24 protein-coding genes and 2 pseudogenes are annotated in these 26,802 nt (G+C 70.5%); 5 read left to right on the top strand and 21 right to left on the bottom strand.

Annotated elements, in window-relative coordinates:
* Positions 1-141: 141 nt before the first annotated feature.
* From ACHMXE_RS24510 to ACHMXE_RS24495, 4 genes are all read right to left on the bottom strand, one after another.
* Positions 142-558 carry a hypothetical protein gene (locus ACHMXE_RS24510; RefSeq protein WP_395351896.1) on the bottom strand — a complete coding sequence of 139 codons (417 nt, stop codon included), beginning with the start codon at positions 556-558 and terminating at the stop codon, positions 142-144.
* A 62-nt stretch (positions 559-620) separates the two neighbouring features.
* Entirely contained in the window at positions 621-2,843 is a 2,223-nt protein-coding gene (locus tag ACHMXE_RS24505; RefSeq protein WP_395351894.1) for a M1 family metallopeptidase, read from the bottom strand.
* A 338-nt stretch (positions 2,844-3,181) separates the two neighbouring features.
* A complete protein-coding gene (locus tag ACHMXE_RS24500) occupies positions 3,182-3,343 on the bottom strand; it encodes a hypothetical protein (RefSeq protein WP_395351892.1) in 162 nt (53 codons plus the stop codon).
* A 299-nt stretch (positions 3,344-3,642) separates the two neighbouring features.
* Positions 3,643-4,536, bottom strand: coding sequence for an alpha/beta fold hydrolase (locus tag ACHMXE_RS24495; protein WP_395351890.1), 894 nt, complete (start codon positions 4,534-4,536; stop codon positions 3,643-3,645).
* A gap of 199 nt (positions 4,537-4,735) precedes the next feature.
* Between ACHMXE_RS24495 and ACHMXE_RS24490 the strand changes: the two genes are divergently transcribed.
* From ACHMXE_RS24490 to ACHMXE_RS24480, 3 genes and pseudogenes are all read left to right on the top strand, one after another.
* Positions 4,736-5,422 (top strand): response regulator, encoded by a 687-nt coding sequence (locus ACHMXE_RS24490; protein ID WP_203201491.1) that lies wholly within the window; start codon positions 4,736-4,738, stop codon positions 5,420-5,422.
* A gap of 5 nt (positions 5,423-5,427) precedes the next feature.
* Positions 5,428-6,906, top strand: a complete 1,479-nt coding sequence (locus ACHMXE_RS24485) for an ATP-binding protein (protein WP_395351888.1) — start codon at positions 5,428-5,430, stop codon at positions 6,904-6,906.
* 49 nt (positions 6,907-6,955) lie between these two features.
* A pseudogene (locus tag ACHMXE_RS24480) lies at positions 6,956-7,779 on the top strand (substrate-binding domain-containing protein).
* Between the two features lie 13 nt (positions 7,780-7,792).
* On the opposite strand, the gene ACHMXE_RS24475 reads toward ACHMXE_RS24480, so the two are convergent.
* Positions 7,793-8,719, bottom strand: coding sequence for a LysR family transcriptional regulator (locus ACHMXE_RS24475; RefSeq protein WP_395351886.1), 927 nt, complete (start codon positions 8,717-8,719; stop codon positions 7,793-7,795).
* Between the two features lie 116 nt (positions 8,720-8,835).
* On the opposite strand from ACHMXE_RS24475, the gene ACHMXE_RS24470 reads away from it, so the two are divergent.
* Positions 8,836-9,246: a RidA family protein gene (locus ACHMXE_RS24470; protein ID WP_203201494.1), complete on the top strand. Its 411-nt coding sequence runs from the start codon at positions 8,836-8,838 to the stop codon at positions 9,244-9,246.
* A gap of 4 nt (positions 9,247-9,250) precedes the next feature.
* Here the strand turns inward: ACHMXE_RS24470 and ACHMXE_RS24465 are convergent, their stop codons facing one another.
* The 7 genes from ACHMXE_RS24465 to ACHMXE_RS24435 all read right to left on the bottom strand — a co-directional run bounded on the left by ACHMXE_RS24465 (position 9,251) and on the right by ACHMXE_RS24435 (position 16,340).
* Complete coding sequence (locus ACHMXE_RS24465) at positions 9,251-9,892, bottom strand: LysE family transporter (protein ID WP_395351884.1); 642 nt, start codon at positions 9,890-9,892, stop codon at positions 9,251-9,253.
* Positions 9,893-9,951: 59 nt separating this feature from the next.
* Positions 9,952-11,475: an ATP-binding protein gene (locus ACHMXE_RS24460; protein ID WP_395351882.1), complete on the bottom strand. Its 1,524-nt coding sequence runs from the start codon at positions 11,473-11,475 to the stop codon at positions 9,952-9,954.
* Positions 11,411-12,472 (bottom strand): response regulator, encoded by a 1,062-nt coding sequence (locus tag ACHMXE_RS24455; RefSeq protein ID WP_395351880.1) that lies wholly within the window; start codon positions 12,470-12,472, stop codon positions 11,411-11,413. The genes ACHMXE_RS24460 and ACHMXE_RS24455 overlap by 65 nt, the downstream gene beginning before the upstream one ends.
* Positions 12,465-12,923 carry a response regulator gene (locus ACHMXE_RS24450; RefSeq protein WP_057593082.1) on the bottom strand — a complete coding sequence of 153 codons (459 nt, stop codon included), beginning with the start codon at positions 12,921-12,923 and terminating at the stop codon, positions 12,465-12,467. Before ACHMXE_RS24450 ends, ACHMXE_RS24455 begins: the two co-directional genes overlap by 8 nt.
* Positions 12,916-15,183 (bottom strand): ATP-binding protein, encoded by a 2,268-nt coding sequence (locus ACHMXE_RS24445; protein ID WP_395351878.1) that lies wholly within the window; start codon positions 15,181-15,183, stop codon positions 12,916-12,918. The genes ACHMXE_RS24450 and ACHMXE_RS24445 overlap by 8 nt, the downstream gene beginning before the upstream one ends.
* A 111-nt stretch (positions 15,184-15,294) precedes the next feature.
* Positions 15,295-15,951 carry a biliverdin-producing heme oxygenase gene (locus ACHMXE_RS24440; RefSeq protein ID WP_395351875.1) on the bottom strand — a complete coding sequence of 219 codons (657 nt, stop codon included), beginning with the start codon at positions 15,949-15,951 and terminating at the stop codon, positions 15,295-15,297.
* A complete protein-coding gene (locus ACHMXE_RS24435; RefSeq protein WP_203201498.1) occupies positions 15,951-16,340 on the bottom strand; it encodes a response regulator in 390 nt (129 codons plus the stop codon). Before ACHMXE_RS24435 ends, ACHMXE_RS24440 begins: the two co-directional genes overlap by 1 nt.
* A gap of 167 nt (positions 16,341-16,507) precedes the next feature.
* Here ACHMXE_RS24435 and ACHMXE_RS24430 point away from each other — a divergent pair, with 167 nt between their 5' ends.
* Positions 16,508-17,239, top strand: a complete 732-nt coding sequence (locus tag ACHMXE_RS24430) for an ABC transporter substrate-binding protein (RefSeq protein ID WP_395351873.1) — start codon at positions 16,508-16,510, stop codon at positions 17,237-17,239.
* A gap of 99 nt (positions 17,240-17,338) precedes the next feature.
* Here ACHMXE_RS24430 and ACHMXE_RS24425 read toward each other — a convergent pair whose 3' ends face one another.
* From ACHMXE_RS24425 to ACHMXE_RS24385, 9 genes and pseudogenes are all read right to left on the bottom strand, one after another.
* On the bottom strand, positions 17,339-18,664 hold the full coding sequence (locus tag ACHMXE_RS24425) for an MFS transporter (protein ID WP_395351871.1): 1,326 nt from the start codon (positions 18,662-18,664) through the stop codon (positions 17,339-17,341).
* Between the two features lie 26 nt (positions 18,665-18,690).
* Complete coding sequence (locus ACHMXE_RS24420) at positions 18,691-19,797, bottom strand: porin (RefSeq protein WP_395351869.1); 1,107 nt, start codon at positions 19,795-19,797, stop codon at positions 18,691-18,693.
* A 46-nt stretch (positions 19,798-19,843) separates the two neighbouring features.
* A complete protein-coding gene (locus ACHMXE_RS24415) occupies positions 19,844-20,812 on the bottom strand; it encodes a PDR/VanB family oxidoreductase (protein WP_395351867.1) in 969 nt (322 codons plus the stop codon).
* 17 nt (positions 20,813-20,829) lie between these two features.
* Positions 20,830-21,876, bottom strand: a complete 1,047-nt coding sequence (locus tag ACHMXE_RS24410) for a Rieske 2Fe-2S domain-containing protein (protein WP_395351865.1) — start codon at positions 21,874-21,876, stop codon at positions 20,830-20,832.
* A 9-nt stretch (positions 21,877-21,885) separates the two neighbouring features.
* Positions 21,886-22,107: a recombinase-like helix-turn-helix domain-containing protein gene (locus ACHMXE_RS24405; protein ID WP_057595700.1), complete on the bottom strand. Its 222-nt coding sequence runs from the start codon at positions 22,105-22,107 to the stop codon at positions 21,886-21,888.
* Between the two features lie 29 nt (positions 22,108-22,136).
* A pseudogene (locus ACHMXE_RS24400) lies at positions 22,137-23,305 on the bottom strand (FAD-dependent monooxygenase).
* 31 nt (positions 23,306-23,336) lie between these two features.
* Positions 23,337-24,323 (bottom strand): Bug family tripartite tricarboxylate transporter substrate binding protein, encoded by a 987-nt coding sequence (locus ACHMXE_RS24395; protein WP_395351863.1) that lies wholly within the window; start codon positions 24,321-24,323, stop codon positions 23,337-23,339.
* A 14-nt stretch (positions 24,324-24,337) separates the two neighbouring features.
* Positions 24,338-25,309 carry a VOC family protein gene (locus ACHMXE_RS24390; protein WP_395351861.1) on the bottom strand — a complete coding sequence of 324 codons (972 nt, stop codon included), beginning with the start codon at positions 25,307-25,309 and terminating at the stop codon, positions 24,338-24,340.
* Positions 25,310-25,322: 13 nt separating this feature from the next.
* Entirely contained in the window at positions 25,323-26,798 is a 1,476-nt protein-coding gene (locus ACHMXE_RS24385; RefSeq protein WP_395351859.1) for an aldehyde dehydrogenase, read from the bottom strand.
* Between the last annotated feature and the right edge of the window lie 4 nt (positions 26,799-26,802).

Below are 26,802 nucleotides of genomic sequence, written 5' to 3'. Positions count from 1 at the left end.
CATGAATAGACGCTACTGCGCGCCCCGATCTCGCACCTGCGGTCCTCACCGTACAGAGTACGGCTCCGGTCCTCGGCGCGACCTCGGGGCGCTCGCTACGGTTTCTTCATACCTTGTGAGCCGGCTCGCGCATGACGGCGCTCAGAGCTTGTAGGCCTCGACCGGTCCGTGCGAATAGAACAGGAAGTAGCCGGTCGAGGTCCGGAAGCCGTTCTTCTCCCAGCCCGGCGGCACCTTGAACAGCGCGAGCTGCTCGCTCTTCATGCCGACGAAGGCGGTCTGCGCGCCATCGGTGGTGATGCGATTCCAGTCGTCGCGCGTGGCCGGCGCGAGCTGCATCTTGGGCTCGCTCCATTCGGGCGTGCGCACCTTGTCGCGCAGCACGTAGCGCCCGTCCTTGCGCTCGATCTTGATCAGTTCCTTGAGCGCCCCGCCCTGCTTCACGGCATAGACGCCGACCAGCTCGGCCTCGGGGCCGCCGCGCGCGCCGCAGGCGGCCAGCAGCAGCGCGCAGGCGATGCACGCCAGCGCGCGCAGTGCGTTGTTCCATGTCCTCATCATTGGTCTCCGGTGAAAGATGGGTGGCCCACCGGGCGCGTCGCCCGGGTGGGTTCGGACCGTCAGCGCTTCAGGTTCTCGCGCAGCTTCAGGCTGCCCTGGAAGCGCAGCGCATGCGGGTGCTCCTCCTTGGCGCCCGCGTCCACCGCCGCCATCTTCTGCTGGCTCTCCTGCGTCTTGGCCAGCAGCGCGGTCGGCAGGTTCAGCACGCCCTTGATCTGGTCGTACTGCGCCTGCGTGATGCGGCCCACGCCGAGCAGCCGGAAGGCATCGCGCTCGATGTTCAGCAGCAGCGGCTTGTTGTCGGCGAAGTTCTGCGCCTGCGCCAGCAGCGCGCTCCACGAGGCCGCGCTGTAGTTGCTCACGTAGTAATCCTGCCCGGTCGGCCCGGCCAGCACCGCGGTGCAGCCCGGCAGCTCGAGGTTGGTGCGGTTGTTGTCCATCACGATGGTCTTGCGCTGCGCCATCGCGTCGCCATAGGCCAGCGTGACGGGCACGGTCCAGGTGGAGGCCGGGTACTGGTTCTGGTTCGGGAACGACTCCTGCGTGATCGACACGTAGGTGCGGTCGCCCGCGCACTGCGCATCGACCGTGAGCAGCGGTACGCCGGTCTGGCGGATCAGGCTGTCGCCGATGGCGCTGACCTTCTTGTCGGTCGCCTTCTCGAGCGAACTCCACAGCCGCGAGGGCGTGACGTTGCCATAGGCATAGTCCTTCAGGTAGATCTGCAGGCCCTTCTGCATCGCCTCCTCGCCGATGTAGTTCTGGATCGTCTCGAGCACGTGGCTGCCCTTGTTGTAGACGAAGATCGACGGGCTGATGAAGCCGAAGGACCCCGCGTCGTTGAGGTTGCGCTGCACCGGCACGGCCGTGTTCTTGAGGTCGGCCACGATCACGCTGTGCTTGTCGAGCACGTAGTCCGAGAAGCTGTAGTACTCGGGGTGGAACTTGATCGTGGTGCGCCTTTCGAACCAGCGCGCGAACGACTCGTTGAGCCACACGTTGTCCCACCAGTCGAGCGTGACCAGGTCGCCGAACCACTGGTGCGCGACCTCGTGCGTGACCACCGTCACCGAGTAGAGCGTGGGCGTGTCGCCGGGCTTGGTCAGCACCGAGTCGGCGAACTCGAAGATCGAGCCCCAGTTCTCCATGCCGCCGAAGCCGGTGTTGGGCTTGTTGTCGTAGCTGTCGTTGGCGGCCACGGTGTCGAACTTGTCGAAGGGCAGCGGGATGCCGGTGTACTTGTAGTAGTAGTCCATCGCGACCTTGGTCCACTCCATCGCGAAGGTGGCCCAGGTCGAGCGGCCCGGTGGCGTGAACCAGCGCAGCGGCATGGTCTTGCCGTCGAGCGGGCTCTTGAAGGTGTCCTCGAGGATGTCGAACTTGCCGCCGCCGAAGAAGGTCAGGTACATGGGCATCGAGGGCGTCTTCTCGAACGACACCAGCTGGTAGCCGTCGGGCAATCTGGTCTGCGATTTCTGCGCGCCGTTCGACACCGTCTTCCAGTCGCCCGGCACCTCGGCCGAGATCTCGAAGGTGTGGCGGAACGCGGGCTCGTCCCAGCCCGGGAACCACTGGCGCGCGAAGTTGGTCTCGCCCTGGGTCACGATGGCGTCGCTGCTCACGCCCTCCGGCGTGGAGAGGCCGACCTTGAAAACGCCGGTGGCGGCCGAGCACAGCGGGTTCTTGATCATCTCGGCCGGCGGGCAGTACTCGGCGTCGGAGAACTGGATCTTGCCGTCCCACTCCATGTGCAGCAGGTACTTGCCCTTGGCGATCTGGCCGTCGTTGAGCCGCAGCTGCACGAAGTCGCCGCGCGTCTGCGGCGTGGGGATCAGCGCGATCGCCTCGCCCGGGCTCGAGAGCTTGCGCAGCGTGGTGCGGCCGTTGGCGAACTTGAGGTCGTGCGCGGCCACCACGATCGCATCGACCGGCTTCAGCACCTCGATCTCGACGTCGCCACGGCCCGTGAAGGTCTTGAGTGCCGCATCGGGCCGGAACCACAGCTTGTAGTTCTTCGGCCAGACCGTGTCGGGCAGCTCCATCGGCGGGGCCGAGCGATCGATGTTGTTGCTCGCGGCCGCGTCGGGCGCGGCCTGGGGATTGCCATCGTCGGGCGCGTCGGCATTGCCGTTCTGCGCCACCACGTTGCCGGTGTCGGGCGCGGCGCCGGTGCCACCGAACGATGGCGTGCCGCCACCGCCGCCACCGCAAGCCACGAGCGCGGCAAGGGTCACTGCACCGATGGCAAAGTACGGGACTGCGGGCTTGAGAAATTTCTTCATGATCGCCTCTTGTAGGGACATGCGCCGTCCTGCACCTGCCGGCGTGTGGCCGGCTCCTGCATGGAACGCGCGCGGGTTAAGGGGGTGAAAGGCTCGCGCGCCGGCAAGACGCCACCCTCCCGTCGAACCGATCGTTCGACAGGCAGGCAGTGCCAGCCATGAGCAGCGGTTTCAGTGGACGCGGCAAGCGCGTGCCGCGTGCGACCGCACCGGCGATCGACGCGGCGGGCCGAGGATCCGCGGCATCGGCGGATTCGGTATGCGCAGCAGGATGTGCATACCCGACGATGCGCGGGGCAGCGAGAGGATGAATCGCACCGGGAGCCGGAGCGTTCGATTCAGCGAGGGGCGCGCATGCGATGCACGCGGCGTGCGATGGCCGAGGCCGCGATCGGCACGGACCCATCGGCCGCCTTGCGTCTTCCGGCACCGACCATGAAGCGGTCGGCAGCGAGGACGCAACGGCGGGAGTGTGTGCGCTTGGTGTTCGAGATCTTCACGCGTTCTCCCTCCATCGAGTGCGCACAGTTCTAACTGCCGCTCCCCCTGCGCGTCAACGAAGCGCGGAACTTTTCCCTCTCAAATTGTTCGCGCGTCGTACGACGAATGGAGTCAACGATGCGTGATGCTTCGCGGGGTACGAAGATGGACTCACGCGATGCGCGGTGCCGCGCTGTCGATGCGATGCATCGAAACCACAGGGCGACGCTTTTTTCGTTGATGCAGCGCAGTTGCATTGATCGCGACGCACGCGTTCTTTGGTTCGCGTCGCCACCGCTGCTGCGGACTTTGGACCGCGCTACAGCACGTAGCCGCGCCCGCGAAAGTGATCGAGCAAGATCTGCCCCACGCGCTGCGCCTGGTCCAGCTCGATCGCATGCCCCGCATCGGGCACCACCATCAGCTCGACACGCGGCGCATGGACGCGCAGCCTTCGGCTCGCGACATCGATGGCATGCCGCGCATCGTCCTCGCCGAGCAGCACGCGGGTGCCGGCCGGCAGCAGCCGCAGCTCGGCGTCGCCGAGGCCCGCGGCGCGCGGCGGTCCGGCGCCCTGGCTGCGCCAGCGCACGAGCAGGTCATCGAGCGCCCATTCGGGCAGCGGACAGGCACGCGGCGACGAGTTCAGCGCATGCAGGCGGCGCAGGTTGCCGTCGCTGGGAAACATCCGCGCGAGCAGCGCGCAGGCCGCGGGCAGCACGCGCCGCGGGCCGATGCGCGGCGGCGCCAGCAGCGCGAGCTTCGAGACGCGGCGCAACGAGCGCCGCATGTAGGCCGCGGCGAGCCAGGCGCCGAAGGAGACGCCGCACAGCCCCACCTTGGGCCGGCCGACGCCGATCAGCACGTCCTCGAGCCAGTCGCAGTAGTCGTCCTCGCTGGCCGGGCGGCGGCCCTCGCTGCGGCCGGCATCGCCGACGATGTCGACCGCATACACGCGCAGCGCGCCCGCGAGCACGCCGGCCATGTGGACCCAGGTGGTGGCATTGCCGCCCTCGGCATGCAGCAGCAGCACCGGCACGCCGTAAGCCGGGCCGCAGACCAGCAGGTGGGCGCGGCCGCGCCGCGTGTCGACATGGCGCGACTCCACCGGCACCGGCCAGTGCGCGAGCACGCGGTCGTACGACTGCGAGAGCGCCGCATGGGCCTGGGCCGAGCGGAAATGCGGCAGGAAGGAAGTGGCGTCGAGGGACATCGTCGAAGGGCGAGGAAGGACCGGGGGATGCGATGCCGGCGCACAGGCCGGCCGGTGGAGCAACGCGCGAGCCTGCTGGATCGTGGGCAACGCAGATGAAGATCTGCTGAAGATTCGGCAGCTCGTACGGCCTTGCACCTTTCGGGCCTGGTCGAGAAGCATTAGGAATTTCTTCAGCTTCGACGGTTAGATTGCATTCATGAAGATACTTGTGGTGGAAGACGATTTCGACCTCGCGACCGGCATCCGCGTGGCGCTGCAGACGCAGGGCATGGAGGTGGTGTGGGTGCGCCGCATCGAGGATGCGCGGCGCATCCTCGATGGCGAGGGCTGCGACCTGCTGCTGCTCGACCTGGGCCTGCCCGACGGCGACGGCCTTGGCCTGCTGCAGCACGTGCGGCGCGCCGAATCGCGGCTGCCGGTGCTGATCCTCAGCGCGCGCGATGCGCTCGACGACCGCCTGCTCGGGCTCGACAACGGTGCCGACGACTACCTGGTGAAACCTTTCGTTCTCGCCGAGATGCTGTCGCGCGTGCGCGCGCTCGCGCGCCGCAGCTACGGCAGCGACGGCGTGACCTTCGAGGTGCGCGGCCTGTGGCTGCACGAACCCACGCAGCGCGTGCAGGTCAACGGCCAGCCGGTCGACCTGTCGCGCAGCGAGTTCAAGCTGCTGAGCCTGCTGATCAAGCGCACCGACCGCGTGATCACGCGGCGCATGCTCGAGCAGCAGGTGCTGCCGGCCTGGCAGACCCATGGCAGCAACGTGCTCGAAGTCCACATCTCGAACCTGCGCCGCAAGATCGGCGACGGCTACATCCGCACCGTGCGCGGCATCGGCTACGTGATCGACCAGGCCGCGCTGAGGCTGCCGGGAACGTCGTCTTGACGGCCTTGGCGGCAGCCTCCGACGCCCCGCGCGGCTGGCGCCGGCTGCTGCGGCCGACGCTGGTGCGCCGGCTGATGCTGGCGCAGGTGGCGATGCTCACGCTGCTGTGGAGCATCGCGGTGGGGCTGGTGCTCGGCACCTCGCTGACCGAGGACATGGGCATGGTCGACACCTCGCACCGCAGCGTGCTGTCGGTGGCGCACAACCTGGCCGACCGGCCCGCCGCGCTGGCCGAGAGCCTCCAGCGCATGGACACCGCGCTGCGCGAGACCATGGGCAGCGACAACGATCCCTCGCTCTCGCCGAGCCTGCTGGTGTGGCAGCACGGCCGGCTGGTCTACCACTCGGACGGCGTGCCCGTCGACATCGCCAACAGCCGCCTCGGCGTGCCCGAGGACGTGACCGCGCAGGGCAAGCAGTGGCGCACGCGCTCGCTCGAGAGCGAGGACGGCGCCACGCGCGTCGCGCTGGTGCTGCCGGCCGGCCCGCAGATGTGGCTGACCTTCCATTCGCGCGGCTACTACATCCTGCCGCTGGTCATCAGCGTGCCCTTCCTGCTGCTGCCGGCCTGGCTGTCGATCCGGCTCGCGCTGCGGCCCTGGCGCAAGGTGGCGCGCGAGATCGCGTCGCGCGACGTGCGCGAGCTCGCGCCGCTCGCCACGCAGACGCGCCACGACGAGCTGCGCCCGCTGGTCGACAACTTCAACGCGCTGATGCAGCGGCTGCGCGCGAGCATGGAGCGCGAGCAGAGCTTCATCGCCGATGCCGCGCACGAGCTGCGCACGCCGATCGCGGCGCTGCGCGTGAACGTGGAGGCGCTGCAGGGCCTGCAGGCGCAGCCCGAGGCGGTGCCGCCCGCGCGCCAGCAGGAGCTGATGGCGCGCATAGTCAGCGCCAGCGCGCGCGCCGAGCGGCTGGTGAACCAGCTGCTGCACCTGATGCGCAGCGCGGCCCAGGTGTCGGCGCCGCGCCCCGCGCTGCTGCGCCTCGACGACCTGGTGCAGGAACGGCTGGCCGCGCTGTCGGTGCTCGCGCGCACGCGCGGCGTGGAGGTCGAACTGCTGAGCGACGACCCCGCGCCGGTGGCCGGCGACCGCGACAGTCTGGTGTCGATGATCGACAACCTGATCGACAACGCCACCAAGTACGCGCCGCCGGGATCGACCGTGACCGTGGGCCTGCGGCGCGACGGCGCGCAGGCCGAGCTGAGCGTGGCCGACCAGGGCCCGGGCATTCCGCCCGCGCTGCGCGAGCGCGTGTTCGACCGCTTCTTCCGCGACCCCGACCAGACCCAGACCGGCAGCGGCCTGGGCCTCGCGATCGTGCGCTCGGCCACCGAGGCGCACGGCGGCAGCATCGCGCTCGGCGAGACCCGGCCCGGCCCGGGCCTGCTGGTGACGGTGCGGCTGCCGCTCGCGCGCGAAGGCATCGAGCGGGGTGCCACCGCCTCGGTGAAGACCCGCGCTGCGCTGACGGCGGATTGACAGCCAGGGCTCCTACGATGGCGGACGCGACATCGACACAGGAGACACCATGACCATCCAGCCCCCTCGCCTCGCAGCCTTCACGCGCCGTGCCCTGCTCGGCGCGGCCCTCGGGCTCGCGCTCGCCGGCTGCGGCAGCCCCGGCGGCACGCCGCCGGCACCGAAGCCCGAGCTCCACGTGATGACCTCGGGCGGCTTCACCGCCGCCTACAACGAACTGCGCCCGGCTTCGAGCGCGCCAGCGGCCGCGCGGTGAAGACCGCCTACGGCGCCTCGATGGGCAATGCCAACGACTCCATTCCGAGCCGCCTCGCGCGCAAGGAGCCGGTCGATGTCGTGATCCTGGCCCGGCCCGCGCTCGATGCGCTGGTCGCGCAGGGCCAGGTGCGACCCGGCAGCCAGGTCGACCTGGTGCGTTCCTCGATCGGCTTCGCGGTGCGCAAGGGCGCGCCCAGGCCCGACATCTCGAGCGTCGAGGCGCTCAAGCGCACCCTGCTCGCGGCGCCCTCGATCGCCTATTCGGCCAGCGCCAGCGGCACCTACTACGAGACCGAGCTGCTCAGGAAGCTCGGCCTCGAGGCCCAGGTCAAGCCCAAGAGCCGCCGCATCCTCAGCGAGCGCGTGGGCAGCGTGGTGGCGCGCGGCGACGCGGCGCTCGGCCTGCAGCAGGTCAGCGAACTGCTGCCGATCGAGGGCATCGACTACGTCGGCCCGCTGCCGGCCGAGGTGCAGCAGGTGACGGTGTTCTCGGCCGGCATCGCCACCGCGTCGACACAGCCCGAGGCCGCGCGCGAACTGATCCGCTACCTGAACTCGCCGGCCAGCGCGCCGACGATCGCGAAGACGGGGCTGGAGCCGCTGGCCTCGCGTTGAGGCGCGCGCCGCTTCATGAGCCGCCCGGCACCGCAAGCGGCGCATGCTTCGCCATCAGTTCGTCGACCCAGTCGATGAACACGCGCAGCTTCGCGCTCAGGTGCCGGTTCGGCGGGAACACCAGGTACAGCGGCATCGAAGCCACCTCCCAGTCCTCGAACAGCGGCACCAGCTCGCCGCTGGCGAGGTGCGCCGTCGCCATGTAGCGCGGCAGCCAGAGCACGCCCATGCCCGCGACGCCGGCCGCGGCATAGGCGTTGCCGTCGTCGAGCGCGACCACGTGGCGGCCCCGCGGCACGAACTGCTCGCCCGCGCGCGACAGCGCGATCGGCGCCAGCGTGCCGCTGCGCGAGCGCAGGAAGCCGACGATGCGATGGTGCGAGTCCTCGAGCTCGCGCGGATGCACGGGCGTGCCCGCGCGCGCCAGGTAGCCGGGCGCCGCATAGACGCCGAGCCGCAGGTCGCCCACGCGGCGCGCCACCAGCGAGGAGTCGGTGAGCTCGCCGCCGCGCAGCACGCAGTCGACGTTGTCGCCGATCACGTCGACCACGCGGTCGCTCACGCCGAGGTCAAGCTGGATCTCGGGATGGCGCGCATGGAAGGCCGGCAGCGCCGGCACCAGGATCAGCCGCGCCAGCGGGGCTGGCACGTCGATGCGCAGCCGCCCCTTGGGCGAGGCGGTGGCGCTGGCCAGGCTGGTGTCGGCGTCCTCGAGGTCGGCCAGCAGGCGCACCACGCGCTCGTAGTAGAGCGTGCCCTCGGCCGTGACCTTGATCTGCCGCGTCGTGCGGTGCAGCAGCTTCACGCGCAGCCGCGCCTCGAGCTGCTGGACCAGCTGGGTCACGGTGGTCTTGCTCATGTGCAGGGTCTGCGCCGCCTTGGTGAAGCTGCCGGCTTCCACCACGCGCGCGAAGGCCTGCATCGCATCGAAACGGTCCATCTCGTCGCCCGATTGTTTGGGGTTACCAAACAGTCATTGTGCGTCTTGCCCGTTTATCCGCAAAGGGCGAACACCTAGATTCACTGCATCCGCAACCATCGAAGAAAGTGAATCCCATGTCCTCCGCACGCGATGTCGTCTTCCCCGCCGGCCGCCAGGCGCTCTACGAGCGCCACCGCTATTCGCCGGCCGTGCGCGCCAACGGCCTGCTGTTCGTCTCGGGCCAGGTCGGCAGCCGGCCCGACGGTTCGCCCGAACCCGAGCTCGAGGCCCAGGTCCGGTTGGCCTTTGAGAACCTGAATGCCGTGCTCGCGGCGGCCGGCGCCAGCTTCGCCGACGTGATCGACGTGACCGTCTTCATCGTCGATCCGGCCTCGAAGTTCGAGCGCATCTGGAACCTGGTGCTCGCCGAGTTCTGGGGCGATGCGCCGCATCCCACGGCCACCGCCATCGGCGTGACCTGGCTCTACGGCTTCGACTTCGAGATCAAGGTGGTCGCGAAGCTGCCCGAAGCCGCCGCGGCCTGAGCGCCTATCTGGCCACGATCCGCTGCAGCCCCAGCATGACCAGCATGCCGCCGGCCACGCCATCGACCCAGCGCTCCACGCGCAGGTAGCGCGCGCGGATCGCCTCGGCGCCGAACACCACGGTGATCCCGAAGTGCCACAGCAGCGAGAGCACGGCCACCATCACGATGGTGGCGGGATAGAACCAGCCCGCGGCCTGCGCGGGCACCAGGGTCGCGAACACGCTGGTCCAGAAGGCCGCGCCCTTGGGGTTGGTGATGCCGGTCAGCAGGCCCGCGCGGTAGGCGCCGCGCGCATCGCTGCGCGTGCTCGCGGGCGCACGGCGCGCAGTGCCCGCGGCGGTCTTCGCGGGCCGGGCCACGGCGCGCCACAGCAGGCTCGCGCCATACCAGACCAGGTAGCTCGCGCCGAGCAGGCGCACGGCCGAGGCCAGCCACGGGTGGTGAGCCATCAGGGTGGACATGCCCGCGAGCGAGAGCACGACCCAGAAGATCGAGCCGGTCGTGAGCCCCAGCACCACGTAGCGCGATTCGCGCTGCCGGCCGTCGAGCGCCATCTGGCTCAGGATGAAGAAGTTGGGGCCCGGGCTCGCGAGCACGGCGAGGTAGACGCCGGCGATGAGCAGCAGGGGCGAGAGTTGGGTCATGGCGCCGAGGAGGATGCGAAGGACCCGCCGATCCTAGCGGCGGGCGAACATCCCTGCCCTCAGCGCGACTCGATCAGCGTCTTGACCCGCTTGGCCAGCGCATCCATCTCGAAGGGCTTGGTCATCACGTGCATGCCGGGCGCCAGGTGGCCATGGCTCAGCACCGCGTTCTCGGCATAGCCGGTGATGAACAGCACCTTGAGGCCGGCGCGCAGCGTGCGCGCGGCATCGGCCACCTGGCGGCCGTTCATGCCGCCGGGCAGGCCGACGTCGGTCAGCAGCAGGTCGATGCGCTGGTTCGATTCGAGGATGCGCAGCGCGTCGGCGCCGTCGCCGGCCTCGAGCGTGGCATAGCCCAGCCCCTGCATCACCTCGACGATCAGCATGCGCAGCGAGGCCTCGTCGTCGACCACCAGCACGGTGTCGCCGCGGTCGGCACGCGGCGCGGTCTCGACCTGCTCGGCCTCGTCCGCGCGCTCCTCCTTGCGGTCGTGGCGCGGCAGGTAGATGCTGACCGAGGTGCCCTTGCCGACCTCGGAATAGATGCGCACCTGCCCGCCCGACTGCTTGGCGAAGCCGTAGATCATCGACAGCCCGAGCCCGGTGCCCATGCCGATCGGCTTGGTGGTGAAGAAGGGATCGAAGGCGCGCGCCACCACCTCGGGGCTCATGCCCACGCCGTTGTCGCTGACCGTGAGCGAGACGTACTGGCCCGCCGGCAGGTCGCGGCCCGGCGCGCTGCGCGCATCGACCCAGCGGTTGGCGGTCTCGACCACCAGCGTGCCGCCCTCGGGCATGGCGTCGCGCGCGTTGATGCACAGGTTGAGCAGCGCGTTCTCGAGCTGGCTCGGATCGGCATGCACGTTCCACAGCCCGACCGCGGCCACGGTCTCGAGCGCGATGGCGGGCCCCATGGTCCGGCGCAGCAGGTCCTCCATGCCGCTCACCAGGCGGTTGAGGTTGACCGACTTGGGCTCCAGCGTCTGCCGGCGCGAGAAGGCCAGCAGCCGGTGCGTGAGCGCGGCCGCGCGCTTGACGGCGCCGTGCGCCACGCCGATGTAGCGCTCGAGGTCGGCCTGCCGGCCCTCGAGCCCGCGCCGGCGCATCAGTTCCAGGCTGCCGCCGATGGCCGCCAGCAGGTTGTTGAAGTCGTGCGCCAGGCCGCCCGTGAGCTGGCCCACGGCCTCGAGCTTCTGGCTCTGGCGCAGCTGCTCGCGCGCCGTCTCGAGTTCCGCGGCGCGTTCCTTCTGCTCGGTGATGTCGCGCGCGGCCGAGTAGTTGAGGCCGCCGTCGGGCACCGCGGTCCACGACAGCCAGCGGTAGCTGCCGTCCTTGGCGCGGTAGCGGTTCTCGAAGCCGCGCGTGCGCTCGCCGCGGGCCAGCCGCGCGAGTTCGGCCTCGGTGGCCTCGAGGTCGTCCGGATGCACCAGCTCGCGGAACGGCATCGCCATCAGCTCCTGGCGGCTCCAGCCGAGCACCGCCTCCCAGGCCGGATTGGCGCTCTCGAAACGGCCCTGGTCATTGGCCACGGCCAGCAGGTCCTGGCTCAGTTCCCAGGTGCGGTCGCGCTCGCGCGTGCGCACCTCGACCTCGCGCGCCAGCGATTCGGCGAAGGCCTGCAGCTCGAGCTGCGCCTCGCGCCGCGCGATCGCCGAGCGGATGCGCTCGCCGACCTCGCCGATGAAATCGAGCTCGTCGCGCGACCAGGGGCGCGCGCTGCCGTGGTTGAGATAAGAGCAGCCCCACCAGCCCGCCGCGTTCGGTCAGCGGCATGTTGACCACGGCGCGCGCGCCGATGCCGTCGAGCGCGGCGGCATTGGCGCGCGTGCGCGGGTCCTCGTGGGCATCGGCGAAGACCACGGTCGTGCCGCGGCGCAGGTCGTCGATGTAGCTGCCGTAGTCGCGAAAGCGCAGCGTGCCGGCCAGGCTGCTCACGCCCGGCGCGGTCCAGTCGCGCTCGATCTCGATGGTCTCGGCCGCCGTGTTCACCAGGCCGTAGCCCGCGCGGTCCACCCCCAGTTGCGTGCCCAGCATCTGCGAGGCGGTGTAGGCGATCTCGCAGATGCCGTCCATGTCGCGGATGCGGTCGCTGAGTTCGATCAGCGCCAGCCGGCGCGCCTCGGCGGCGCCGAAGATCTCGTGCGCCACGCGCAGCTTGGCCTCGGCCGCCTGCTTGGCCTCGCGGTCGGCCGCCTCCTTGAGCGCGCGCTCCATCACCACCGGCAGCCGCGCCAGGCGGCCTTTGCTCACGTAGTCGGTGGCGCCGCGCTTGAGCAGCTCGACCGCGTTGTCCTCGCCGATCACGCCCGAGACGAAGATGAAGGGCGTGAGCGGCGCCACCGCGCGCGCGATCTCGAGCGCATGCGCGCCCGAGAAGCCCGGCAGCTCGTAGTCCGACAGGATCAGCTGGTAGCGCGCGCTTTCCAGCGCGCCCGTGAAGCCCTCCTCGTCGCACACCACGGTCACGCGTGCCTCGGGCAGCGCGGCGATCAGGGCCTCGGTCAGCAGCTCGACGTCGAAGCGCGAATCCTCGAGGACGAGGATGTCGGGGGCCGTCGTGGAAGACGTGCCGCTACTCATGGCGCCGGGTGGCCTTGAGCGACCCCGGCGGCGGTTCGTTGAGCACGGCCCAGAACACCCCGAGGTCGGCGATCGCCGAGACGAACCGGTCGAAAGCCACCGGCTTGACCACATAGGCGTTGACGCCGAGCTCGTAGCTGCGCAGCACGTCCGACTCCTCCTGCGACGAGGTCAGCATCACCACCGGGATGCTGCGCAGCGCGGCGGAGGCGCGCACCTCCTGCAGCACCTCGAGCCCGGTCACCTTCGGCAGCTTGAGGTCGAGCAGGATCACGGCCGGATTGCCCTCGGCACGGTCCGCATGCTCGCCCTCGCGCTTGAGGTAGTCGAGCGCCTGCGCGCCGTCGCGCAGCACGACCACGTCGTTCGCAAGCTGGCTGCGCTCGAGCGCCACCAGGGTGAGTTCCAGGTCGCGCTTGTCGTCTTCGACCAGCAGGATCGGCTTAAGCATCCTCTTCTCCGTCAGTTCCGTTGATTGTCTTGCCGGCTTCCGTGTCCGGGCCCGGCAGCACGAAGCCGAAGCAGGCGCCCGCGCCGAGTTCGCCGCGCGCCCACACCGTGCCGCCATGCCGCTCCACGATCCGCTTCACGTTGGCCAGGCCGATGCCCGTGCCCTCGAATTCCTCGGCCTGGTGCAGCCGCTGGAACACGCCGAACAGCTTGTCGACGTACTTCATCTGGAAGCCCACGCCGTTGTCCTCGACCTCGAGGCCGGTGCCGGCGGCATTGCGCACCGCGCGCACCGTGATCACGGCGGGCTCGCGGGTGCGCGAGTACTTGACCGCGTTGGCCAGCAGGTTGCGCACCGTGACCTGCAGCAGCAGCGGGTCGGCATGCAGCGGCGGCAGGTCGGGCTCGACGTGCCATTCGATGTGACGCCCCGGCTCGATGCGCACCAGCTCGCGCACCAGGCCCTCGACCAGCGAGGGCGTGTCGACCGCGCGCTTCTGCAGCGCGGCGCGGCCCATGCGCGAGAAGTCGAGCAGCGCGTCGACCATCTGGCCCGCGAAGGCGGCCGCGTCCTTCACGTGCCCCAGGTAGCGGCGCGCGCGGTCGGTCAGCTGCTGGCCCTCGGTCTGCGTCACCAGGTCGACATAGCCCGCGATGTGACGCATGGGCGCGCGCAGGTCGTGCGAGACGGTGTACGAGAAGGCTTCGAGCTCGCGGTTGACGCGCCCCAGCTCGGTCGCCACGGCCGCCAGTTCCTCGGCGCGCCGCAGCACGATGCCGATCAGCGCCTGGCGCAGCTCGACGGCCGCGCCCACCTCGGCCGCCGACCAGGGATTGGAGCGACCGCGGATGTGCTCGACCCAGCTCTGGAAGCTCAGCCGCGGATGCATGCGCTGGCCGCTCGGCACCATCGGCTTGCGCGGATCGCCGGCCCATTGCACCGTCTGCACGATCTCGGGCCGAAACCACAGGATCAGGTGGCGGTGCACCTGCGAGATCGAGATGGCCAGCACGCCGGCCGCGACCGCCTGGCAGTCGGCGAAGGGCTTGAAGTGGGTGGCCAGCGAGTCGCTGTCGTAGACCTCGACGCCGAGCCCGGCGATCCAGTGCGCGAGCTCCTGGATCCGCGCCTCGTCGGGCACGTCGCCCACGGTCCAGACCGCGTCGTCGAGCACCACGGCCGCGCCGGTGGCGCGCGCCACGCGCAGCAGCAGCGAGCCTTCCTCGACCAGCCGGCGCAAGGTGGCATCGCTGTCGGCGAGCTGCGACACGGTCTGCAGCGTGAGCTGGCGCAGCTCGAGCCGCTCGGCCACCTCGCCGTGGGTCTCCTTGGCGTCGATCTGCATCGACAGCAGCTGGCCCATGTGCTCGCAGGCCAGCCGGGTCGCGGTGTCGAGGAAGCGCGGGTCGTGGTCGTGGCAGGAGATCAGGCCCCAGAGCCGGCCGCGCACCACGATCGACACCGACATCGAGGCCAGGGTGCCCATGTTGCGCATGTACTCGAGGTGGATCGGCGACACGCTGCGCAGTTGCGCCTGCGAGAGGTCGATGTCGGCCGGCGCCAGCGCCGCGTCGCTCGAGACCAGCGGCACCGGCTGGTAGTTCGCGTCGGCGATCAGCCGGAAGTGGTTGACCAGGTAGAGCGCGCGCGCCTGCTGCGGGATGTCGGAGGCCGGGAAGTGATGGCCGACGTAGCTGTCGTAGCCCGCGTCGGCGGCCTCGGCCAGCACCTCGCCGTGGCCCGCGGCATCGAAGCGGTAGACCAGGCAGCGGCCGAAACCCGTGAGCTGCTTCATCGCGCGCGCTACCAGGCCGGCGAGCTCGTCCACGTCGCGCGCCTGCTGCAGCGCGGGCAGCAGGATACGGCTCAGCGCATAGATCGGCGCCTCGTTGCCCGCGGCCGGCTTCGCGGCCTCGAACTCGGCGATCAGGTGCTGCTCGGTGCGGTGCACCGCCACGTCGAGCGCGCGGCCGGCGATGTCGAGCGCGCCCAGCGACACCGGCGAGGCGCCGGGCTGCAGCGGCGGCAGCACCACGGCGCGCAGGGCCTGCGCCGCGGCGGCGGCTTCGCCCTCGGGCCAGTTGTCGCTCCAGGCCAGCCGATCCAGCCCTTCGGCCGCCAGCACCAGCATCCGGCCATGCGGCTGGATCGAACCGGGCACGCGGATCGGCTCGAGATCGCAGCTCGTCAGGTCGACCGCATCGACGCCGCCGCGAGCAGCGCCTGGGTGGGGGTTCGATGACGTGGGGGGAGCTGGCACTTTCGGGGCGGAAAACGAGGCCGGACGGGCCGGCGCGGTATTGGAGGAAGAACGAATCGAGGTCGAATCGATCATGCCAGCGGCCCCAGGGGGGGTCGCGTCAGCGGATTCCTACGTGGCGTGAAGGCTGGGGTCGCGGCTTGGAGACGGCGCGGTTCCGCCGTCGCGCGCGAGACCGAAGCACGGCATCAGCGCCTCGAAGCCCGCCACCGCGCCGCGCTGCGCCGACCGGACGGCGGCCGCATCGCGCAGTGCCTCGCCGAGCTGGGCGACGAAATGGCGCCAGTGCGCGGGCGTGCCGTCCTCGGCGCCGACCGGCGCGAAGTAGCGCATCGGATGCGGCGCGAGCCGCGGCGCCAGCCGGCGGTGCATGACGCTGCCGCCCAGGCGTGAGCCTTCGACCACATAGGCCAGGCCCCAGGCGAAGCCGGGGTCGGTGGCCTGCGCGGCGAGCGCGCCCGCATCGGGCGGTGCGGGCAGCGTGGCCGGCCCGGCGGCCTGCGCGTCGCGCAGGTCGAGTTCGAGCGCCTCGAGCCGCAACCCGAGCTGCCGCGCCACCGCCTCGAGCGCCGCCACGCCCGAGCCCGCGAGCGCGGTGCGCACCGCGCCCAGCCAGGGCCGCAGCGCGCGCAGGTGCGCGGCATAGTCGGCCAGCGTGGCCTCGTCGCCGCCGATGCGCAGCTGGCTGTCGAGCGCATGGTGCAGGTCGCGCGTGGCCTCGCGCAGCGGCTGCAGCGCGACCGAGGCGGCCGGCCGGGGCGCCGCCATCAGCGGGCGCCCGGGGCCTCGACCCCGAGTCCGGCGCAGAACGAGAAGAAGTCGTCGAGCCCGGCCGACTTGTCGAACACCGCGTCGGCGCCGAGCTCGCGCGCCCAGCCCGCGATGTCGTCGGTGCCGTAGTTGGTCAGCACCACCACGCGCTGGCCGGCGCGGCGCTCGCGGTAGCGCTTGACGATGCCCAGGCCCGAGCCCTCCTCGAGGAACAGGTCGACCACCAGCAGCTCCCACGGCGGGTCGCAGGCGTCGAGCCGCTCGATGGCCTCGGCCTCGGTGGCGGCCGTGCCGACCAGCAGGATGTCGGCTTCATCCTCCATGGCGGCGATGAGGTTGTGGCGGATGAGGGGGTTGTCTTCGACGAGAAAGGTGGAGATCGGCACGATGGGCGACAGCCTGGCAGCTATTTTTCTTGGGATACCCGAAGCCTACGCGATGAGGCTGAAAGTCCGGTGAGTGAGAACCTGTAGGCGCAGTAGGAATTTCGGCCGCGCCCGTAAACTCCGGGGGCCACGCCCCGGCGCCCGCGCGCCCTCCCCGACGCACTGCCATGACCCAGATCTCCCCCGCCCTCGTCACCGCCTTCGCGCCCAGCGGCACGCTGCGCGCCTCGATCAACCTCGGCAATCCGATCCTGGCCAACAAGCACCCGGTGAGCTACCAGCCCGTGGGCGTGTCGATCGACTTGGCCCACGAATTCGCGCGCCGCCTCGGCGTGGGCGTGGAGCTGGTGGTGTTCGACAAGGCCGCGGCCTCGGTCGACGCGGTGAAGGCCGAGCGCGCCGACATCGGCTTCTTCGCGATCGATCCGGCGCGCAGCGAGGGCCTGCGCTTCACCGCGCCCTATGTGCTGATCGAGGGCAGCTACCTGGTGCGCGACGGCTCCGAGTTGCAGGACAACGCGCAGGTCGACGAGGCCGGCCACCGCATCGCGGTCGGCGCGGGCAGCGCCTACGACCTGTTCCTCACGCGCGAGATCCGCCAGGCCGAACTGGTCCGCGTGCAGGGCGCGCAGGCCGTGCTCTCGGCGCTGCGCGCGGGCCAGGTCGACGTGGCCGCCGGCATCCGCCAGCTGCTCGAGACCGAGGCGCGACGGTCCTCGGGCGTGCGCCTGCTGCCGGGCCGCTTCATGGTGATCCAGCAGGCCATGGGCACGCCGGCCAGCCGCGGCGCCGAGGCCCAGGCGCTGCTCGCGGCCTTCGTGGAAGAGATGAAGTCCAGCGGCTTCGTGGCCGACGCGCTGCAGCGCCATGGCATCGAGGGCGCGAGCGTCGCGCCCTGAAGCTGCCGCGCGCTCGATCGACGAGAAACCGTTCGGGCTGAGCCTGTCGAAGCCTTGCGCGGCGCTTCGACACGCTCGGCGTGAACGGTTCTCTGCGGCTCAGGACAGCCGGGAAGAAACCCCGTCCAGTCCTTCCACCGCCCGCGGCACCCGGTCGCGCCGCCACAGCGCCAGCCCGCAGCCGAACACCACCACCTGCGTGCCGATCAAGAGCGCGAAGCCCGCGAAGAAACCCGCGGCCGATCCGCCGCCCGCGCCATGGCCCGCCGCGCCGGCCGAGGACAGCGCGCCGATCACCCCGCCCATCAGCACCGGCATGAAGCCGGCCACCAGGCTGCCCACGCCGTTGGTCACGCCGAAGGCGCTGGCCGTGTGCTCGGGCCGCGCGCAGTGCTGCACCGTGCTCGGGATCGCCGGGCTCTGCAGGCCCCAGAAGAAGTTCGCCGCCACCAGGCAGCAGGCCGCCACGTAGGGATCGTGCGCGCTGATCGCCAGCAGCACCGACAGCGCCACGCCCGCGCTGGCGCCCATGAAGATGAAGGGCACGCGCGCGCGGCCCAGCCGGTCGACCAGCACACCGCCGACGAACACCGCGAGCACGGTCGCGTACTGCGGCAGCGAGGCCAGCCAGCCCATCTCGCGCAGCGAGAAGCCGCGCGCCTCGCGCAGGTAGGTCGGCAGCCAGTTGCTGCTGCCCCAGAGGTAGGCCAGCGCGGCCGAGGTCAGCAGCGTGATCAGGAACAGGTGGCGCGTGTGCAGCGCGCCCTTCACGATGCCGCCCACGCGCGCCATCGCGTCGCCGAAGGACTTCGGCGCTATCGCATCGCCCTGCCCGGCCGGCATGCGCACGAAGGCCAGCACGAGCGGAATGCCCAGCACGATGTTGAGCACGCCCAGCACGTGGAACGAGCTGTCCCAGGCGTACTGCGCGAGCAGCCAGCCCACGAGCGGGAAACCCAGCGCCAGCCCGAGCCCGGTGCCCATGTTGACGATCGCGTTGGGCTTGCCGTTCTCGTCGCCGCGGAAATGCGCCTTGATGTACGACGAGGCGAGCGAGAACAGCGGCCCTTCCGACACGCCCAGCAGCACGCGCGAGGCCAGCAGCAGCCCGTAGCTGTGGAACAGCGGCGAGGCCCAGGTCACCACGCCCCACAACACGAGGCCATAGATCAGGCTGCGCCGCACGCCGAACAGCGCCGAGCAGAACGGCGTGAGCACGAAGGCCGAGATGCCGTAGCCGAGCATGAAGGCCGTCGCGAGGAAGCCCTGGCGCACCCGGTCGTCCGGCGCGATGCCCACGTGGCGCAGGAAGTCGGCGTCGGTGATCAGCACCGCGATGTTGATGCGGTCCACGTAGGAGATCGCGACGATCAGGAACAGCGTGATCACGCCGTACCAGCGGAGGTTCTTGCTCTGGCTTCGCATGGGACTTTCCGGGCGCGTTCGCCCTCTCAGAACATGTGGCGCATGCCGAACTCGGTGCCGCTCGAGGACCGGTTCGGCGCCGTGATCGCGCCCGTGAGGGCCGCGGCCGCGCCGTTGCTGTTGCTGATGCGCGCCACGGTGGCGTAGAGCGCGGTGCGCTTCGACAGGTTGTGCACGTAGCCCAGCGCGAGCTTCGACGAGGTGGGATTGCGCAGCGCGCCGAAGGGCTCGAGCCGGTAGCGCGCATACGAGCCCTTGATCTCGCCCGGCCCGATCGGCAGATGGAAGCCGATCAGCGCGCCCTTGGCATCGGCGGAGCCCTTCGACTCGCTGTAGAGCTCGCCCGTGAGCTTGAAATTCATCAGCGACGGGCCGAAGGCGTAGGAGGCGCCGAGGTTGGTCACGCGCAGGTCGCCGCTCGCGTAGCGCGTCTTGCCTGTGGCCAGCGCGATGTTGAAGCCGCCGTCGGCATAGCCCAGGCGCAGGCCCGCATGGTTGCCGTCGCGCTTGTTCGACACCAGCGTGCCCGGCAGCACCGAGGTCGACTCGTTCTCGCCCATCGCGTACATCACCTGGCCGTAGAAGCCGCCGAGGCCGCCCGGCAGCAGGTAGCCCACGCTGTTGGAAGCACGCGTACCGGTCGGCGCGGTGAGGCCGCCCAGCCCCGAGAAGTACAGCTGGTTGGCGCCGATGCCGCCGCCGGTGCCGAAGGGGTCGTAGATCGCGGTGTTCCAGAACGCCGGCACGTAGTCGCGGCCCAGGCGGATCTCGCCGAACGGCCCCGCGAGGCTCACGGTGGCGCGGCGGTTGAAGCTCAGCACGCCGGGCGTGCCGTTGCCGCTGGCCTGGTTGTTCGAGTTCGAGGGAAAGCCCAGCGCGCTGTCGTTCTGCAGCCCCATCTCGAGCCAGAAGCCCGCCGACAGGCCGCCACCGAGGTCCTCGGTGCCGCGGAATCCGAGCCGGCTGAACATGTTGCCGCTGTTCGTGAGCTGCGTCTTGCTGCCCGCGCCGGGCCCGCTGCCGCGCGTGTAGGTGGCGGCGGCGTCGACCACGCCGAAGATCGTGAGGGAGGATTGGGCCAGCGCTCCGCCAGCCGCGCTGATCGAAACCAGCGTGAGCAAGTACTTTTTCATGGAATGTCTCGGGTGGTTTTTCTTCTGGCCTGAGGCCTTGGGGGAATCAGATATCGAGCACCAGACGCGCGCCCTTGCAGCGCGACACGCAGATCATCATGGTCTTGTTGGCCGCGCGTTCGGCCTTGGTGAGGATGCCGTCGTGGTGCTCGACCTCGCCCTCGAGCACGGCCGTCTCGCAGGCGCCGCACACGCCTTCCTTGCAGCTGTGGTCGGGGTCGAGGCCGGCATCGATCAGGCTGTCGAGGATCGACTTGCCCGCGGGCACCTCGATCTCGCGCCCGCTCTTCGCGCAGGCCACCACGCAGCCCTGCGTCGCGGCCGGTGCCTCCACATGCACGGCGGCGAAGCGCTCGATGTGCACGTTGGCATAGGCCAGTTGCTCGCAGCTGCGTTCGAAGGCATCGAGCATCGACGTGGGCCCGCAGCAGTAGTAGTGGCTGTCGTCGCCGCGCCCGGCCAGCAGCTTCGCGAGATCGGGCGGCGCGCCCTGCTCGTCGTCGAAGTGCCAGCTGAGTTCGATGGCCTTCTCGCGCGCCAGCGCCTCGATGGCCTCGACGAAGGCCGCTTCCTTGCGGCTGCGCGCGCAATAGACCAGCTCGACCGGCCGCCCGAGCGACGCGAGCCGCTGCAGCATGCACCAGATGGGCGTGACGCCGATGCCGCCAGCCACCAGCACCGAGCGCCGAGCGTCCTCCTCGAGCGCGAAGTTGTTGCGCGGCGCCGAGATCGGCAGGGTCATGCCCACGCGCAGTTGCTGGTGCACGTAGCGCGAGCCGCCGCGGCTCTTGCGGTCGTTGAGCACGCCCACCACGTAGCGCTGGCGGTCGCTGGCCGGATTGCACAGCGAATAGCTGCGCACCAGGCCGTTGGGCAGGTGCAGGTCGATGTGCGAGCCGGCCTCGAAGGCGGGAAACTCCACCGCGGGCGTGGCCGGCCGGAACTCGACGCTCACGATGCCGTCGGCCTCGTAGCGCATCGTGTGCACGAGGGCGTTCAGCGTGGGAGAAGACATGGCGATCGCTTCCTCGCTCAGGCGGTGACCGGCTCGGCCGCTTCCGCGAGCTGCGCCACCGCCAGGTTGCGCATGTGGCGGCGCAGCCGCACGATGCCCAGGTCGTGCTGGTAGAGGTTCTCGTGCTGGTTGGCGTCGGCCTCCATCTCCTCGAGCATCACGCGGTCCTGCTCGAGCACGTGCCAGTGGCGCGCCTCGAGCCGGTTGCGGTAGAGGAAGCGCCAGGTGTCGCGCTGCCAGCCCGGCGCCAGCTTGCGCACGCGCCAGAAGAAGGTGGCGGTCATGCCCTTCACGATCGGCGCGAAGGCGCCCACGATGATGAAGTTGCCGCCGGGGCCGCCGGTCTTCGGATACGGGATCTCCAGCCGCATCCAGTGGATGCCGGTGTCGGCCCATTCGGTCCAGTCGAAGTTGACGTTGCGCTGGCCTTCCTTCTCGAACACGAAGCCGATGTCGGTCGGCCGGATGCCGAACTTGGCGCTCGAGTCGCCCTCGGCCATCGAGTGCGACTGCTTGTGCAGGTAGGTGCCGTGCATCGGGTCCATCACGTTGTCGAGCACGTAGCGGTAGTCGCCCTTCCACTCGGTGTAGCAGAGGAAGCTCGAATACTCGGCGTCGTCGGTCAGCTGCTCGGGCAGCACCAGCGGCGGCGGCACGTCGACCGGCTCCTTCGCGTTGTAGAGGAACACGGCCCCGGCGCGCTCCTGCACGTGGAAGTGGCGCGTGGCCTTCGAGCCCTCGAGCTTGCAGCCCGGGCTGCCGGGCACGCGCGTGACCACGCCGTCGTGCCGCACCTCCACGCCGTGGTAGGGGCACGAGAGCCGGTCGCCGAGCACCACGCCCTGCGACAGCGGCGCGCCGCGGTGCGGGCAGCGGTCCTCGAGCGCATGCAGCACGCCCTCGCCGTCGCGCCACAGCGCGAGCTTGCGGCCCAGGCGGCGCAGCGAGACGGGGTTCTCCTGGATGAAGTGCGAGGGGCAGATCGGGTACCAGAGGTCCTTGAGGCCGATCTCGAGCAGGTGGTCGACCGGGTCAGCCGGAACGGGTTGGATGGCGATGCTCATGGTGTCTCCTCAGCCGGCCAGCGTGGCCATTTCCTTGCGGTACAGCGCCTCGGTCCAGGCCAGGCCGCCGGGCGTGGCCAGGCCGCTGTCGTTGAGCCGCTGCACCAGCCCGGGCAGGTCGTGGATGCCGTCGGCGAAGGCGCGCTCGATCACGTCGCCCAGCAGGTCTTCGTAGGTGGTGGCCGGGCGCTGGCGCGCCTGGTGCGGTTGCAGGTAGCGGTCTTGTGGCATGGGGTCCTCCGTGGGTGAGGTGGAATTCTTCAAACGGTCGCGGCCATCGCGGCCAGCGCGGGCGTGGCGAGCGGCGCGGTCCAGGCGTCGTAGCCGTAGACCCAGTCGGCGTTGCCGCCCTCGCGCAGCCAGTTGTTGCCGCGCGAGCCGAGCTGCACCTGGCTCGCGCGCTCGATGCGGGCGGTCTCGAAGTCGGCCAGCGCGGCGGCGATGCCGTCCATCGCCACGCCCTCGAGATGGCGCGCGAGCACCACCGCGTCCTCGATCGCCATGCCCGCGCCCTGCGCCATGAAGGGCAGCATCGGATGCGCGGCATCGCCGATCAGCGCCATGCGCCCCCGCGCCCAGGCGGGCATCGGGTCGCGTTCGTAGAGCGCGGTCTTGAGCACCGTGTCGCAGGCGTCGAGCAGCGCGCGCGCCTCGGGGTGGTAGGCCGTGTACTGGGCGCGCAGCTCGTCCACGTCGCCCGGCGCGGTCCAGGATTCGAGCTGCCAGCTGTCCTGCGGCGTGGTCGCGAAGATGAAGATGTCGCGGCCGCGGTTGAGCGGGAAGGTGACGATCTGGCTCTGCGGATTCGGCCCCACCACTTGGTGAAGGCGCCGAGGTTCGGCAGGCCGGCCACGCGTTCGGCCGGCACCACGGCGCGGTAGGCCACGATGCCGGTGAAGCGCGGGCTCTCGGCGCCGAACATCGCGTTGCGCACGCAGGAGTGGATGCCGTCGGCGCCGATCAGCGCGCCCATGCGGGCCTCGCTGCCGTCGGTGAAGGAGATCGTCACGCCGCCCTCGTCGGCCGCGATGCGCTCGGCGCGCCGGGCCAGCGCCACGCGCTCGGCCGGGAACATGCCGGCCAGCGCGGCCAGCAGGTCGGCGCGGTGGATCGTGAGCTGCGGCGCGCCGTAGCGTGCCTCGGCCGATTCGGCCATCTCGAGGCGCGAGGTCTCCACGCCGCTGTCGTAGGTACGGCTGATGCGGTGCGAGGGCCGCGCGGCGGTCACGCGGGCCGCCTCGCCGACGCCGAGGCCGTCGAGCGCGCGCACCGCGTTGGGCGTGAGGTTGATGTCGGCGCCGACGCGCGCGAACTGCTTCGCCTGCTCGAACACGACCACGTCGTGGCCGGCGCGGCGCAGCGCGATGGCGGCGGCCAGGCCGCCGATGCCGGCGCCGACGATGCCGAGGGTGGATTCGCTGGTGTTCATGGTGGTGTGTCTCTTCCTTCTTGTTCGCGGCTCATTCGGCCACGATGTTTCTCGCCTTGACGATGCGGGCCCAGACGGCCGTCTCGTCGCGGATGTGCGCGGTGAACTCGGCCGGCTTCATCGCGGCGGCGGTCATGCCCTGGGCCTTCAGGCGCTCGCGCACCTCGGGCTGCGCCAGGATCTCGGACGCGTCCTTCGCGAGCTGGTCGACCACCGCCGCCGGCGTGCCGCGCGGTGCCATCAGGCCGTACCACGAGGTCACGGCCACGCCCTGTATGCCCTGCTCCGCCAGCGTGGGGATGTCGGGCGCGGCGGGGCTGCGCACGGCCTCGGTCACGCCGAGCGCGATCAGCTTGCCGTTGCCGATGAACGGCAGGGTCGCGGGCAGGTTGCTGAACATCAGCGGCACCGAGCCGCCGAGCACGTCGTTGAGCGCGGGCGGCGTGCCCTTGTAGGGCACGTGCAGCAGGTCGATGCCGGCCTGCTGCTTGAACAGCTCGCCCGCCAGGTGCAGCCCGCTGCCCACGCCCGGAGAGGCGTACGACAGCGTGCCCGGCCTGGCCTTGGCCTGCGCCACCAGCTCCTTCACGTTCCTGATGCCCGAGGCCGGCGATGCCACCAGCACGTTGGGTGCCTTCGCCAGCATGGTGATCGGCACGAAGTCCTTCTGCATGTCGAACGGGAAGTTCGGCATCAGCGTGGGATTGATCGTGACGTTGCCGGCCGGGATCACCATCAGCGTGTGGCCGTCGCCCTTGGCGCGCTTGACCTTCTCCATGCCGATGTTGCCGGCCGCGCCGACCTGGTTGTCGACCACGGCCGCCTGGCCGTAGCGCCTGGCGAGCCCGTCGGACAGCATGCGCGCGAGCGTGTCGACCGGCCCGCCCGGCGGGAACGGCGAGACGATGGTGAAGCGCTCGGTGGCCAGTTGCTTGTGCACATCGCTTTGCGCGGCCGCGGGCAAGGCGACGGCGGCCAGCGCCGCGAACAGCAGGGAGAGGGAGAAGCGTCGTTGCATGGTGATCGGACCCCTCATTTCTTCTCGGTGAGGAAGGCGCCCTTCGGCCCCTCCGCGTTCTTCTGGCGTCGCGTGTGGCCGTCGAGGCCGCCATCGACCGCCCATTCGGCGAACACCGTCGGCCCCGGCTCGAACTCGCGCGGCTGCCAGTCGCCCGTGAGCTGGTCCTCGTCGGCGTAGTACTCGATCAGGCCGCCGGCCGGGTTCTTGAAGTACCAGAAGTAGGCCGAGGAGACCGGGTGCCGGCCCGGGCCGAGCTGCGTGTCCCAGCCCTGGCGCGAGAAGTGCAGCCCGCCGCCGAACACCTCGTGGATGTCGCGCACGGTGAAGGCCACGTGGTTGAGCCCGCGCTTGCCCGAGGGGATCTGCAGCAGGAACAGGTCGTGGTGGCCGCCGTCGGGAGCGCAGCGCATGAAGGCGCCGCGGTTCGGATAGCTGTCGGAGCCGACGAAGCCGAAGCGCTCGGCATAGAAGGCGCTCGTGGCCTTCACGTCGCCGACGAAGAACACCACGTGGCCGACCTCGATCGGCGTGGCGCGCTCGTAGATCGGCGCGGGCCGGTTGAGGCGCGGCTTGGCGTTCCAGGTGTTCATCGCACCGCAGTCGACCTCGACGGCATGCTTGCGGCTGACCTGCAGGCGCACCGCCAGGCCGTTGGGATCGATGCAGCCGATGCGGCGCGCGCCGTCGATGCTGGCGTCGAGGAAGCCCGGATCGTTCGCGATCGCGGCGGCGTAGCGCTCGAGGTCGGCCTCGCTCTCCACGCCCCACACCACTTCGCGCAGGGTCGGGCCCTCTTCCATCGCGGGCGGCAGGCGCGCATCGTCCAACGCCGCAACGACGACCCGGCAGCCGTTGAGGCACTCGAAGACGAGTTCGCCGGGCGCCTCGGACTTCAGCGCGAGGCCCCAGTCCTCGAAGAAGCGGCGGCAGGTGGGCAGGTCGTCCGCCCCGTAGGTGATCTGGTCGATGCCTAGAACGCTCATGGTGTGGCCCTGTTCAGTTCGCCCACGCGAGCGGTTGTTCGTTGGTGCCCCAGTACATGCTCTTCTGCTCCATGTACTGGAAGATGCCTTCGCGGCCCTTCTCGCGGCCCAGGCCGCTGTCGCGCCAGCCGCCGAACGGAGTGGAGACCGAGAACTGCTTGTAGGTGTTGACCCAGACCGTGCCGGCCTGCACCGCGCGGCCGAGCTTCCAGGCGCGCTTGAAGTCGCGGCTCCACACGCCCGCGGCCAGCGCATAGACGCTGTCGTTGGCCTGCGCGATCAGCGAGGCCTCGTCGTCGAAGGGCATCGCGACCAGCACCGGGCCGAAGATCTCCTCCTGGCTGGTGCGCGCGCCGTTGTCCAGGCCTTCGATGATGGTCGGCCGGTAGAAGTAGCCGCTGTCGTAGCCGGCGCCCTGCGGGCGCACGCCGCCGGTGCGGATGCGGCCGCCCTCGGACACGCCGAGCTCGACGTAGCGCTCGATGCCCTCGCGGTGCTTCGCCGTGATCAGCGGGCCCATCTGCGTGCGCTCCGAGGCCGGGTCGCCCACGCGCAGCGCGTTCGCGCCCTCGGCCAGCCGCGTAAGGAACTCGTCGTAGATGCCGCGCGCCACGAACAGCCGCGAGCCCGCGATGCACGATTCGCCCGACGAGCTGAAGATGCCGTAGAGCACGCCGTTGACCGCATGGTCGAGGTCCGCGTCCTCGAGCACCATGGTCGGCGACTTGCCGCCGAGCTCGAGCGACACCGGCATCATCTTGTCGGCCGCGATGTGGGCGATGTGCTTGCCGGTGGTGGTGCCGCCGGTGAAGGACACGCGCTTGACCAGCGGATGCTTGGTGATCGCATCGCCGATCACCGAGCCACGGCCCGGCAGCACGCTGACGATGCCCCTGGGCACGCCGGCCTGTTCGCAGATGCGCGCCAGCTCGAGCGCCATCAGCGGCGTGACCTCGGCGGGCTTCACCACCACGGCATTGCCGGCCGCCAGCGCGGGCGCGAGCTTCTGCGCCTCGCTCGCGATCGGCGAGTTCCACGGCGTGATCGCCGCGACCACGCCCATGGGCTCGTGCACGCTCATCGTGACGAAGGCGCCGCGCGACGGGGTGATGCGTTCCTCGAGCGTCTCGAGCGCGGCCGCGAAGAACTGGAAGGTGCCCGCGGCGCTCGCCACGAGGTTGCGCGTCTCGTTGATCGGCTTGCCGTTGTCGAGACGCTGCTTCTGCGCCAGCGACTCGGCCTCGTCGCGGATCAGCTGCGCCACGCGGTGCAGCACGCTGGCGCGCTCGTGCGGCAGGCGCTGGGCCCAGCCGCTGGTGCGAAAGGCCCGGTCGGCGCCCGCGATGGCCTCCTCGACGTCGGCCAGGCTCGCGGCGCGCAGGCGCGCGATCGGCTCGCCGGTGGCCGGGTACAGGCTCTCGTAGATGTCGCCGCCGCCCAGGCGCCATTCGCCGGCGATGCAGATCGGAAGAAGTTCGGAAGAAATCATGGGG

This window comes from Variovorax sp. UC122_21, from assembly GCF_044056785.1.
GTDB lineage: Bacteria > Pseudomonadota > Gammaproteobacteria > Burkholderiales > Burkholderiaceae_C > Variovorax.
This window is presented reverse-complemented; position numbering and strand designations above follow the sequence as displayed.